At 65.6% G+C, this 12,342-nt stretch carries 10 protein-coding genes; 5 read left to right on the top strand and 5 right to left on the bottom strand.

Translation table 11 applies throughout. From position 1 onward, the window contains the following. Positions 1-87: 87 nt before the first annotated feature. Positions 88-1,242 carry an alkane 1-monooxygenase gene (locus tag VN634_04885; GenBank protein ID HXC50198.1) on the bottom strand — a complete coding sequence of 385 codons (1,155 nt, stop codon included), beginning with the start codon at positions 1,240-1,242 and terminating at the stop codon, positions 88-90. A 58-nt stretch (positions 1,243-1,300) separates the two neighbouring features. On the opposite strand from VN634_04885, the gene VN634_04890 reads away from it, so the two are divergent. The 5 genes from VN634_04890 to VN634_04910 all read left to right on the top strand — a co-directional run bounded on the left by VN634_04890 (position 1,301) and on the right by VN634_04910 (position 7,537). Continuing rightward, complete coding sequence (locus VN634_04890) at positions 1,301-2,008, top strand: TetR/AcrR family transcriptional regulator (GenBank protein HXC50199.1); 708 nt, start codon at positions 1,301-1,303, stop codon at positions 2,006-2,008. Positions 2,009-2,230: 222 nt separating this feature from the next. After that, entirely contained in the window at positions 2,231-4,996 is a 2,766-nt protein-coding gene (locus VN634_04895) for a hypothetical protein (GenBank protein HXC50200.1), read from the top strand. Positions 4,997-5,154: 158 nt separating this feature from the next. Beyond that, the gene (locus VN634_04900) at positions 5,155-6,270 is read left to right on the top strand and encodes a hypothetical protein (GenBank protein ID HXC50201.1); all 1,116 of its coding nucleotides are present in this window, start codon (positions 5,155-5,157) and stop codon (positions 6,268-6,270) included. Continuing rightward, a complete protein-coding gene (locus VN634_04905; protein HXC50202.1) occupies positions 6,270-6,530 on the top strand; it encodes a MoaD/ThiS family protein in 261 nt (86 codons plus the stop codon). Before VN634_04900 ends, VN634_04905 begins: the two co-directional genes overlap by 1 nt. Before the next feature lie 17 nt (positions 6,531-6,547). Continuing rightward, positions 6,548-7,537 carry an aldo/keto reductase gene (locus VN634_04910; GenBank protein ID HXC50203.1) on the top strand — a complete coding sequence of 330 codons (990 nt, stop codon included), beginning with the start codon at positions 6,548-6,550 and terminating at the stop codon, positions 7,535-7,537. 46 nt (positions 7,538-7,583) lie between these two features. Here VN634_04910 and VN634_04915 read toward each other — a convergent pair whose 3' ends face one another. The 4 genes from VN634_04915 to VN634_04930 form a co-directional block, all read right to left on the bottom strand. Beyond that, positions 7,584-8,504 carry an MBL fold metallo-hydrolase gene (locus VN634_04915; GenBank protein HXC50204.1) on the bottom strand — a complete coding sequence of 307 codons (921 nt, stop codon included), beginning with the start codon at positions 8,502-8,504 and terminating at the stop codon, positions 7,584-7,586. A 15-nt stretch (positions 8,505-8,519) separates the two neighbouring features. Continuing rightward, complete coding sequence (locus tag VN634_04920) at positions 8,520-9,188, bottom strand: glutathione S-transferase N-terminal domain-containing protein (protein ID HXC50205.1); 669 nt, start codon at positions 9,186-9,188, stop codon at positions 8,520-8,522. A gap of 152 nt (positions 9,189-9,340) precedes the next feature. Continuing rightward, a complete protein-coding gene (locus VN634_04925; GenBank protein ID HXC50206.1) occupies positions 9,341-11,716 on the bottom strand; it encodes a molybdopterin-dependent oxidoreductase in 2,376 nt (791 codons plus the stop codon). Between the two features lie 94 nt (positions 11,717-11,810). Beyond that, positions 11,811-12,263, bottom strand: a complete 453-nt coding sequence (locus tag VN634_04930) for a MarR family winged helix-turn-helix transcriptional regulator (protein HXC50207.1) — start codon at positions 12,261-12,263, stop codon at positions 11,811-11,813. Positions 12,264-12,342 lie beyond the last annotated feature (79 nt).

The following is a 12,342-nucleotide window of genomic DNA, read 5'->3' on the forward strand; positions in this document are numbered from 1 at the left end:
CGAGTTCACGCCGGCTGAGCGTGCATGCGGGGGTTGTGCGCGAGGCCGCGCAGACCGTGCCGAGGGCGCCGAAGCGAGAACGATCGCCTAGACGGCAGCGCGCATCGCGGATTCGACCGCAACTCCGCCGCTCTCTTCTCGCGGAGCGAACGGTCCGAGCTTTCGCCGCTCGAGCTCGGCGGCCATTGCCGCGCGGAAGCTGCGATTGGCGAAGATCAGCCAGGTCACGGTGCCGAAATACCCATACCGAAGCTTCGGGCTCTCATCGAAGTATCGCAGCTGCTGGTACGGCCGGGCAGCGTTCGCGTGATGATCCGCATGCCGGGAGAGCCCGACCAGCGTGTAGAGCGTGAACCACGAATCGGTGTCCCACGAATCGATCGGTCGCACGCGCCGCGACGTGCGCGAAAGCCCGTAATGCTCGAAGTAGTTGACGGCCTCGAGCAGTCGCACGGCGACCACGGCCTGCAGGACGTAGACGACCGCTGCGCCGGCGCCGAGTACAACAAGGAGCGCGAGCGGAACCGTCCACTCGATGACGAGACCGTGGAGCATGCGGTTCCTGAGCATCCGTGCATCGCGCCACGACATCGATTCGTCACCGAGGCGCTTTTTTTCGAGGCGCCATGCGCTGGCGAACTGCGCGGGAATCGTGCGGCGCAGGAACGACACCGCCGTCTCGCCAAAACGGGCGGTGGCGGGATCGTCCGCCGTTCCGACACGGGCGTGATGGCCGCGTACGTGCTCGATTGCGAAATGGTCGTACAGGACCGTCCACAGCAGCAGCCGGCCGAGCCACTGCATGTGCGGCCTGCTCCTGTGGACCAGCTCGTGCGCGACGACGATCGCCGAGTACCCGGAGTTGATGCCGATCAGCAGCACGCCGACGAGCGTATCGATGCGCCAGAATCCGTTTTCGGCCACCGTTCGCACGAGCAGCGCGACGCTTGCGAGCTGGGTCGCGACCAGCACGTAGAGCACGCCGTCGAACGGCCACGCCGGCATCAGCGCAACCGGCTGGCGGTGCTCGCCTGGTGAGCGCATGTCGATCCAGATCGAGCCGGCGACCACCATAAGGAACGGAAGCGAAGCCCACCACGGATGCGGCGCCGTCAGTCCGAATGCGAGACACGCCGTCGGCAGGACAAAGCAAAGAAGATGAAGCAGCCAGACGCGCATCGTCTCGGCAGGCGAAGCGCCGACAGGCGAAGAAGAAAGGGCAGCTGACTCGGCAGTTTTCACATACGACTCCGTATGTCGCCCATTTCATACATACGGTGCCGTATGTCAATAGGGACGAATGACGAAGGCGACCCACAAGGGCAGGTCCGGCTCGGGCGCTCCGCCGGGCGAAGGACAATCTTCGGGCCGTGGCCGCCGGGCAGTACCTTCCTCCGCCGTCGCGAGGGACCGCGAGACGACCAAGCAGGAGACCCGCGAGGCGCTGGTGGCCGCCGGTCTTGCCGAATTTGCCGAGCGCGGCCTCGATGCGCCCAGCCTCGATGCGATCTGTGCGCGCGCCGGCTTCACGCGCGGCGCGTTCTACGTTCACTTCCACGATCGCGACGAGTTCCTCGAATGCGTGATGGAGCGCGTATTCGGCGCATTTCTCGATGCGGTCATCGCAACCGGCGACAACGCGCACGACCTCGAGCAGACCGTATCCCGCTTCGCTGACGCGGCGTCGATGGTTGGACGCCGGCACGCAAGGCCGCTCGCGCTTTCGATCGACCTTCATCGGGTGCTCGACGCATGCGCGAGGTCTCCCGTCCTTAAAAAGCGATTCGTCACGATGTTCTCCGGAGGAGCGGAGAGGGTCGCGGCGGCCGCCCGGCGCGGGCAGCAGGCCGGGTCCGTCCGCAGCGATGTCGATGCGGCGACTCTCGGCTCCCTTCTGACCATCCTCGCCCTCGGAGTGGTCACATCGCTGGACATGGGGGTCCCCACAGATTTCCAGGGCTTGCGTGACACGGTTCTGCGCCTGCTCGCCGAATCGGCCGGAATGTGACTGTTGGAGTGGCACTACGCCCACGCGTGCGGGGGCCGATTTCAATCCCAACGGCAGGAAATAAAACGCTATTCATTTTTTCCGGAATTTTGGGCCTGTGGTCGGGAGCACACCCTTGTTGAGGCTCGTGTAAGTAATGTATCGCGGACACCGTTGGACGGCATGCAGGTGTTCCGACCGGAACACCGGGAGTGCTGCCGCCCCCACGGGAGGACCCTACCGATGCGCAGCCTTGCTGTTCGCCTTGCCTGCCTTGCCCTTCTGATCCCTTCGTCATCTCTGGCGCTCACGTCGGCCGAAACCAGTTGCCGCGACACCATCGCCCGGTCGATCGCCCGCTACGATGGTACCGTTCAGAAGCTGGTCACGAGTTGCCACTCCCGGCGCAGCGGCGGTGTCCGTTCCCTCGACGACGACTGCAACGACGTCGATCAGGCCAACGCCGCGTCCGCGTCGGCCGCGCGTGACGAAGCACGCGAGGCCATCGTGGGGGGATGCTCGGGCGCAAGTTCGCTGCTGGCGTCGTATCCGACGTGCCCGGCCCCGGCCGCCACGGCCGACGACGGCGGTACGACCACAGGAATCGATGACTTCGAGGATCTCAGCGACTGCCTGACGGCGCTCACCGACGTGCAGGTCTCGCGGCTCAACCGCGACGCCCAGGGACTTCCCGACGAGCGGCTTCTCGATCCGCTGCGCAAATGTCAGGGCCGCCTCGGCAAAGGCGTCGCGCGTATCGTCAAGACGATCCTGAGCGAAGGCCGCCGATGCCAGAAGCAGAAGGACGAAGCCGGCGGCTCGTCCGCTTACGCGTGTGAAGACGTCGATGCGCGCGGACTCATCGCCAAGGCCGTCACCAAGTTCGAATCCAAGACGGCGTCATCGTGCGCATTCTCTTCGAGCGTTCTTTCCAAGCTCGATGCGTGCGCGGACACGACCGACGGCCTGATCGCCTGCGCGGAAGCGAGCGCCGTCAATCGCGGAAACGCGATCATCCGCAACGCGTACGAGCTCAGCGAAGAAACTGAAACGACGACGACCACGACGACCACCACGACTACCACGCTGCCTGGCACCGGCTGCGGCTCGACGTTCCCGACGTGCGGCGGAATCTGCCCGGCCAACTCGACCTGCATGAACACCGGCTCGTCGTGTGCGTGCGTCGCAACCGGAAGCGGCGAGTGCGCGCCGGCAACGATCATCCGCACGATCCGCGGCAAGTACGGTTCGGCTCCGTCGCAGACGTCGCTCAGCACCGGCTGGTCCGGCTCTGCGCACGACGTCGAGGTTCCCGACCGCACCGGCGACGTCGTCGACGTCGAGTGCGACGCCAATTGCGAGAACTGCGAGATCTCGATGAACGTGCAGAGGGGAGACCCGACGTCGAACTGCCGCTGCACGCAGAACCCGCAGACGACCTGCACGGTCATCAATGGTTCGGATCCGGAAGCCTGCGGCTCGCTCGATCCGACGTGCCGGTGCTACTTCGGTTCGCCGCTCCCGCTCGAGTCGGCGGGAACGCCGGCCTGCGTCGTCAACCGGATCCGCGAAGACTATTCGGGCACGATGAACTTAAGGACCGGCGAATGGTCCGATCGGATCAAGCTCGCGGCGGTCGTCTACCTCGGTCTCGACAAGCTGCATCCGTGTCCGACCTGCGTCGGCGATCCGGTCGCGAACGACGGCGTTCGCGGCGGCACGTGCAGCGGAGGAGTTTCGAGCGGCGCGTGCGACGTGAACGGTACGCACGCCACGTTCGGCCCGACCAGCTGGGACTGCCTGCCCGAGACGGCCTCGAACGTGAGCGGAGCCGGCCTGCTCATCAATCTCAACTCCACTCCGGACACCGTCTCGATGAACGCCACCCTGCCGTGCGACACGCCGGCGGGAAGCAACTGCCCGTGCCGCACGTGCAGCGGCAACGGCAACCAGGGCTGCAACTCGGACGCGGAATGTGCCGCGACCAGTTCCGGAACGTGCACGGTCGGCGGCGGAGCCGGCGTGCGTCTCAACATGTGCACCGCATTCGCGTGCGGTGCAGACGGCACCTGCGCGTCCGGCCCGATCGACCGTTACTGCGATTCCAACACGCAGCCGGATGGACGCGGGTTCCTGCCGTGCGCCAGCAACGCCGACTGCTCGTCGGGTACGTGCAGCATTCTCGACGTGCGCCGCTGCTTCCCGGATCCGATCACGGCAAGCGGTGCGCCCGATCCGGCCGTTCCGACGAGCGGATCGCTGTTCTGCATCGCGCCGACGTCGAACCCTGCGATCAACGTCGCCGCCGGGCTGCCTGGCCCGGGCAAGCTCGAGCTCACGTTCGAGGCCGACGTGCGCTGCCGCAACAACCCGGAAGTCCCGTATGAATTCCCGTCCGGCGCGAACTGCGTCGCGGCCGGCTCGACCACGACGACTACGCTTCTTCCGCTGCCCGACTGCGGTGACGCCGAAGCACCGATTTGCGGCGGCGTGTGTCCGGTCGGTCAGACGTGCGGCGCGAGCGGCAGCGTCTGCACGTGCACGGGCCTGCCGCTGCCAGCGTGCGAGGACGCGACATCTCCGGTCTGCGGTGGTGTCTGCGCGGATGCCAACAAGATCTGCATGGACAACGGCGGAACGTGCGCGTGCCAGATTCCCACGCTTCCGCAATGTTCGAATGCGTCGTCGCCGGTCTGCGGCGGCGTCTGTCCGACCGGCGAGCTCTGCACCGACGTCGGCGGAACATGCGAGTGCGGCGCACCGGGCGTTCCGCCGTGCGGCTCTGCGCTGTATCCGACATGCGCGGGACTCTGCGACGTGGGATCGGTCTGCACGGCCAATACCAGCGGGAGCGGGTGCGGATGCCTCGCGACGCCGCTGCCGACCTGTGCGTCGGCTACCACGCCGCTGTGCGGAGGCACCTGCGCGGTAGGCTCGCTGTGCCAGACGGTCGGCCTCGTGTGCCAGTGCGTGCCGCTGCCGATACCGCCGACTCCGTCGCTGCCGTAGCCAGGCAGCTACGCTCTTCGAGGCGCACCCTGCGAATCTGTCCGGATTCGCCGGGTGCGCGGTCGGTCCGGCTCCCCATTTTTGTTCTCCCGCCACTCGCGTATTTTTCCCCGCGTGAAAGTCGCACCTGAGTTCCGTGCTTGCGGGAGTTCGTTGTCGTGATGCTTCTCGTTGCTACGCGCAAAGGCGCATGGATCCTTCATGGCGATTCGGCACGTCGCACGTGGCGCGTCGACGGCCCGCATCTTCTCGGCCAGGTCGTCAATCATCTCGTCATGGATCCGCGCGACGGCCGCACGCTGCTGATGGCCGCGAAGACCGGCCACCTCGGGCCGACGATCTTTCGCTCGGACGATCTCGGCCGCACGTGGAAAGAAGCCGCGCGTCCGCCCGCGTTTCCGAAAGTGGACGACGGCACAAACGGCCGCGCCGTCAGTCACACGTTCTGGCTCGAAGCCGGGCCTGCGTCCGAGCCGGGAGTGTGGTGGGCCGGCACGTCGCCGCCGGGACTGTTCTGCAGTGAAGACGGCGGCGCGACGTGGGAGAGCGTAAGCGGCTGGAACGACCATCCGATGTATTCGAAGTGGGTTCCGGCCGATTCGGGAACGCCCGATGGTCCGCTGCTCAATCAGATCGTCATCGATCCGCGCGATGCGCGCCACATGTACGTCGCGACGTCGACCGGCGGCGTGTTCGAATCGAGCGATCGCGCGGCGTCGTGGGCGCCGCTCAATAAAGGCGTCGAAGCCAACTTCATGCCGGACCCGTATCCCGAGTATGGCCAGGACGCGCATTACCTTGCGCAGAGCCGCGTGCGGCCCGATCGCATCTACCAGCAGAACCATTGCGGCATCTATCGCATCGACCGGCCGGCCGATGTCTGGGAACGGATCGGCCGCAACATGCCGGCGGACATCGGCGACATCGGATTCTCGATCGTTGCGCATCCGCGCAACGCGGACGTCGCGTGGGTGTTTCCGATGGACGGCACCGAAGTGTGGCCGCGCACGAGCCCTGGCGGAAAGCCGGCCGTCTACCGCACGCGTGATGCCGGCGCGTCCTGGGAGCGACAGGACCGCGGTTTTCCGGCCGAGCAGGGCTGGTTCACCGTCAAGCGGCAGGCTTTTGCGATCGACAGTCTCGATCCGGTCGGGATTTATCTCGGCACCACCGGCGGCGAGCTGTGGGCGAGCAGTGACGAAGGCGAATCGTGGCACGAGATCGTCCGCCACCTGCCCGAGATCTATTCGGTCGTCCCCGCCGGCGCAGCCTGATGCGCGTGCTCTTGCCGACGATGCTGCGCTCGTACAGCGCGGGAGCCGCGGAAGTCGATGCGGCCGGCACGACGCTCGGCGACCTTCTCGCAGATCTCGACCGCAGATTTCCCGGAATTCGTTTTCGCGTGATCGACGAACAGGACAGGGTGCGCCAGCACGTGCGCATCTTCGTCGACGGCGAGGTCGCCGGCGATCTTGGCGTAGCGCTCGCGGGGCGATCGGTGGTTCAGATCGTCGGCGCGCTCAGCGGCGGGTAGCCTTCAAGGAGAGCACTATGCAACGACGTATCCTCGGAAAGAACGGTCTCGACGTTTCGGCAATTGGTCTCGGATGCATGGGCATGTCCGAGTTCTACGGGCCGTGCGACGATGCGGAATCGATCGCGACGATTCATCGCGCGATCGAGATCGGCGTCAACTTCCTCGACACGGCCGACATGTACGGGCCGTACATCAACGAAGAGCTGGTCGGGCGCGCGATCCGCGATCGCCGCGACAAGGTCGTTCTGGCCACCAAATGCGGCATCACGCGCGATCCCGTGCACAAGGGAATCCGCGGCATCGACGGCAGTCCCGCGTACATTCGCGAGGCCTGCGACGCGAGCCTCAAGCGTCTCTGCGTGGACCACGTGGATCTCTACCAGCTTCATCGCGTCGATCCGCAGACGCCGATCGAAGACAGCGTCGGCGCGATGGCCGAGCTCGTCCGCGCCGGCAAGACGCGTTTCATCGGACTGTCCGAAGCCGGCAGCGACACGCTGAGGCGCGCGCAGAAAGTGCATCCGATCGCGTCCGTGCAGAGCGAGTTTTCGCTGTGGAGCCGCGATCCGGAGGACGGCGTGCTCGCGACTTGCCGTGAGCTCGGGATCGGTTTCATCGCGTACAGCCCGCTCGGGCGCGGCTTCCTGACCGGACAGATCAAGCGTTTCGAGGATCTCGCCACCGACGACTACCGGCGCTTCTCGCCGCGCTTCCAGGCGGAGAACTTCCAGAAGAACCTCGACCTCGTCGCACGCATCGAAGAGATCGCGCGCGACAAAGACTGCACGGCTTCGCAGCTCGCGCTGGCGTGGGTGCTCGCGCAGGGCGACGACATCGTGCCGATTCCCGGGACCAAGCGGCGCAAGTATCTCGAGGAGAATGCCGGTGCGGTGGCGATCGAGCTCACGGCGAGCGACCTTGCGCGCATCGACGAAGTCGCGCCCGCCGGTGCCGCCGCCGGTGGCCGCTACCCCGAAACGATGATGCAGTTCGTGAACCGCTGAAAACAAAGGGAAAAAATAAAGGTACCTGGTCCCTTTTCAATTCCCTTTAGAATTTCGGCATGTCGGCGAAGCCTCGCAGGTCGTGGGCGGGAACGATCGTGATCTCCGGGAATTTTGCGGCGATGGCGGCGACGCGAAGCAGGTTTGCGCGCACGCCTTCGGGATCGGCGTCGGCGACGCGGCGCTGGAGCCACGGACGCTCCTCGCGCTGGAGTATTCCTTCGAGCTGCCAGACGAGGTCGCCGACGAGCGCGTAGCGCTTCTCGCCCGGCAGCGTGACGAAGACGATGACCGAACCCGGCGTGTGTCCCGGCGCCGGCACGAGGACGATGCTGCCGTCCTTGTAGACGTCGCTGCTCGTCGGAAATCCGAGATACGGCCCGCCGCCGAACTTGTACGCAGCGTAGCGCACGTCGCGGAAGCTGCGCGCGAGCTCCATCACCGCGCCGCCTTTGTCGATGGCTTCGCGCTCGGCCTCCGGAACGAGCACCGTCGCTCCCGGAAAGTCCGGAAGCCCGCTCACGTGATCCCAGTGCGCATGCGTCAGCAGGATCCACTTGAGCTGCGTCATGTCGTATCCGGCGTCGCGCAGCTGATCGGCTGCGCATTTCCCGTGCTCGTACGTCGTCACGTAGCGGACGAAGAACGGCAGCATTTCGAACTGCCGGTCGATGTCGCAGCCGAAGCCCGTGTCGATCAGCAGATCGCCTTTGGGGTGCTTGATCAGCACGGCCGTCATCGCGAAGTCGCGCTTGTCGAAAAACGAGCCTCCGCGGTACGCAAAGCCGGTGCTGCGATGCGTGACGCCGGTCGGAAGCTGGAAGATCGCCATGCCATCGGGCGGAGACGCCGGCGGCAGTTCGGCATCGAGCGGAGCCGGCGCGGGAAGCGGCGCCGGCAGCAGCGAGATCTCGAGCAGAACGAACGGCAGCGCAAGGATCGCGGCGAGCAGGAGAAGTTTTCGCAACGTACGCCTTCGATCTCAGCGCTGCAGGATGCTCTGGGCGGATTTGACGATGTCGTCGTCGGTGACCTGCTGCTGCGGCCTCGGAATCTCGACGCCGCGCTGCACGGCGGGACGCGCGGCAACGCGCTCGATCCACGCCTGCACGTTCGGAAGATCGTCGATCTCGATGCCGGCCCACGGGTGGATGCGCACCCACGGCCACGTGGCGATGTCGGCGATGGTGTAGTCGTCGCACAGGAACTCGCGGCCGTCGAGGCGCTTCTCGAGGACTTCGTACAGCCGCTTGGTCTCGTTGTGATAGCGCGAGATCACGGCCGGAAGCTTTTCGGGAAAGTAGCGGAAGAACACGTTGGCCTGTCCCTGCATCGGACCGATGCCGCCCATCTGGAACATGACCCACTGCAGAACCGTCGACCGGCCCTTTCGGTCGACCGGCATGAGCTTCCCGGTCTTCTCCGCCAGGTAGACGAGAATCGCGCCCGATTCGAAGACCGCAAAGTTGTCCTCGTCGCGATCGACGATCGTCGGAATGCGGCCGTTCGGATTGATGCGAAGGTACTCGGGCGCCTTCTGGTCACCGCTGCCGAGATTGATCGGGTGCACTTCGTACGGAAGCCCGGTCTCCTCGAGCATGATCGAGGCTTTCCAGCCGTTCGGCGTCTGCGAGGTGTAGAGGTCGATCATCAGCGGTCCTCCGGAAATGCGTTGGCGTGCGGCGGGAAGCTAGCGGGGAAGAGCAATCCGAGCGAACGGAAAATCGGGGACAGACACTGATTTCGCTAAATCGGGGACAGACACCGATTTCCGGAAATCGGTGTCTGTCCCCGATTTAATCGTCAGGCTGCTACCGCGCCTGCAAACTTTGCGACGCGGCAGCGCACGTAGCGGTGGTGCGGAATGCCGGTGAACGGATCGCGGTCGGCGATGTCGGTCAGCTCGTTGCCGTTGATGCCGTCCGTCAGCGGGCGGCCGTCACTGTCGATCCGGATGATCATTCCGAAGCCGTTCGGCATCGAGACCTGTCCGGGAAGCAGCTTGTCGTCGATCACGACCGGCAGCACGATGCTCGCGCGATTGGTCTCGAGCGTCGCCTGGTCGCCGTCATGGAGACCAAGCGCGGCGGCGTCCTCCGGATGCACGCTCAACGGACAGTGCGGTCCGCTTCCCTTGCGCCACGACGGATCGCGCTGGATCGTGTTCGCCGTCCACCGCGTGCGAAGCCCGTTCGACAGCACGAACGGATACTCTTCGTTCTTGCGCGACGTCGTCATCGCGCGCTCCAGCTCCGTGAGCATCTGCGGAATCGCAAGGCGCACGCGCTTGTCGTCCCAGCCGACGTGCTGCTCGTAGTTGCGCGCCGGGTCGAGCGTCGCCATCACGAAGCCTTCCGGATGCGCGAGCGCGAGTCGGAAGAGCTCTTCGCCGATGTCGAACGGACTTTTTCCCTGCCAGTCGCTGCCGAGCGCGCGAAGAACGTCGTCCGTGCGGCCCATCGCGTTCTTCTGGCACATCAAATAGATCGCGACGAGACCGGGCGCCGGCATCGCCGGACCGAGGATTTTGTAGGCCCACGCGAGCACCTGCGTTTCCGCATCGAGGCCGGCTTCGGCGATCGCGGCGGCCTGGCCCATCGCCGTCATCAGGAAGAAACCGCGTCCTTCGGGAGTGCCTGCAACCGGGGCAAGGCTCGCGAGCTCCTCGGGCACCGGCAGCAGCAGGCCCATCTTGTCGAGGATGCGCAGATAGATCTCTGCTTCCGGCAGCGCTTCGGCGGGACCGGCGATCACCGGCGGACGAACCTGCACGGGAATTTCCGGATAGCCTTTCGGGAACAGCGCCATCTCCCACTTCTCGTATCCGCACGGTGCGGGAAGCACGTAGTCGGCGACGCGCGCCGTTTCGGTAAACGACGTATCGATGACGACGAGAAGGTCGAGTTTCTTCCTCGACTCGCGCCACGCGCCGGTATCCGAATACGAAAGGAACGGGTTGGACGACTCGACGAACAGCGCGCGCAGCCGCTCGGGATGGTCGAGCAGGATTTCTTCCGGCACCAGCGTCGGCGAGAACATCCCGGCGTTGCCGAGCGCGCGAATCGCCGGAATGCCGGACGCGAGCGCACGCTCGGGTTCCTCGAAACGGTTCTTGCTCCATTCGCTCGGAGTGAACGTGCCGTAGAACACGTTGCCGCCTTCGCGCCCGAGATTTCCGGTCAGCGTCGAGACGACGCGCATCAGGTACGAGATCAATGTCGAGAACGGCGTCAGCTCGACGCCGAGATCCCAGAACACCGCGGCCGATTCCGCCCGCGCGAATTCCTCGGCGACCGTCAGGATCGATGCCGCATCGAGCCCCGCACGCGTAGCCATTTCGTCGATGTCGATCGTCGAGAGCGCGTCGCGAAGCTCATGGAACCCCGTGGTTCCGTTCTCGACGAACGCCGAGTCGTAGAGCTCTTTCTGCACGATCGCGGCGGCCATCGCCGCAAGGAAATACACGTCGCCGCCGGGCCGCACGCGAAGATGGCGGTCGGCCGTCTTGGTCGTCTCCGTGACGCGCGGATCGAGCACGACAGTCTTGCGATCGCCCGAAGCGTTCTTCTTGAAGTACTCGTTCGCGTTGTGCCCGCGGTTGCTGATCTTCGGATTGGTGCCGAGCACGAGCAGGTACTTCGTGTGCTCCATGTCGGCGTGCATGAACGCCGCCGGCGGCGCATCCATCATCCAGAAGTCGACGAGGTTGTGCTGGGTCTTCTCCTGGCCGTACGCATTGAACCAGCGCCGCGAGCCGACCGATTTGAGGAACGACAGCGCCCACGGCCCGTCGAGATGGTTGGCCTGTCCGCCGACGCCGACGAGGCCGATCGAACGGCCGCCGTGTTCGCGCTGAATGCCGGAGAGCCTGGCGCTGATCTCGTCGATCGCCGTGTCCCAGTCGATGCGCTCGAACGTGCCGTCGCTCTTCCGGCGCATCGGATGCGTGATGCGCTGGTCGTGATGCGCGTAGTTCACGACCGTAACCGCCTTGTTGCAGATGTAGCCGGCCGTGATCGGGCTCGTCTTGTCGGGCCGCACCGCAACGATGTGGTTGTCGGCGACGTCGACGCGAATGCCGCAGTTGTGGCTGCACAGCACGCAGACCGTCACGAGGTCCGTTGCGTCGGTCGGGATCGGGGTGGCGGACACGGAGGGATGGACTTCAGTCATGGACATCGGAGCCTCCTGTTCTCGCGCCGGTCGCTTGCCGGCGCGGGCTCGCGGCGGCTGCACGCTTTCAGGGTCGTGCGCCGCTCGCTTGTGCGTACAACTATTCGGACGCCGGCGCGGGTTCCTCGCGAAGAGCCGTCAGCACCTCGGCCATGTCGGCGAGCAGGCGCTCGAAACGTTCGCTGCCGATCTTGTCGCGTAGCTTGTCCTGCGCCTGAGCCCACAGGCGTCCCGCTTCGGCAAGCTTGCGATGGCCCTTCGCCGTCAGCACGAGCTCGCGGACCCGGCGGTCCTCGCCAGGTTCGGATGCAACGAAACCATCGCGTTCCATCGGCAGAAGCGTGCGCGTCATCGTGCTCGGATCGACACCGAGCTCGGCCGCAAGCATCTGCATACTGACGGCGCCGTGCGTGCGTATTGCCGTGAGGATCGCGAGCTGCGACGTGCGGATGCCGCTGTCATCGAGCGTGGCGTCGTAAAGCGCAGTGATCGCGCGCGCGACGCTGCGGGAACGGAAACAGGCGCAGGGGCCCAGGATGTCGGGGTCGGGCATTTGGTTGTAGGTACAACCAAATGGGACTTGGCGTCAAGGGGAGGGCAGTTTCGGCCGTCTGCGCGTCCACTGGGGCCGC

The sequence above is a fragment of the Candidatus Limnocylindrales bacterium genome (assembly GCA_035571835.1).
Classification (GTDB): domain Bacteria; phylum Desulfobacterota; class Binatia; order UBA1149; family CAITLU01; genus DATNBU01.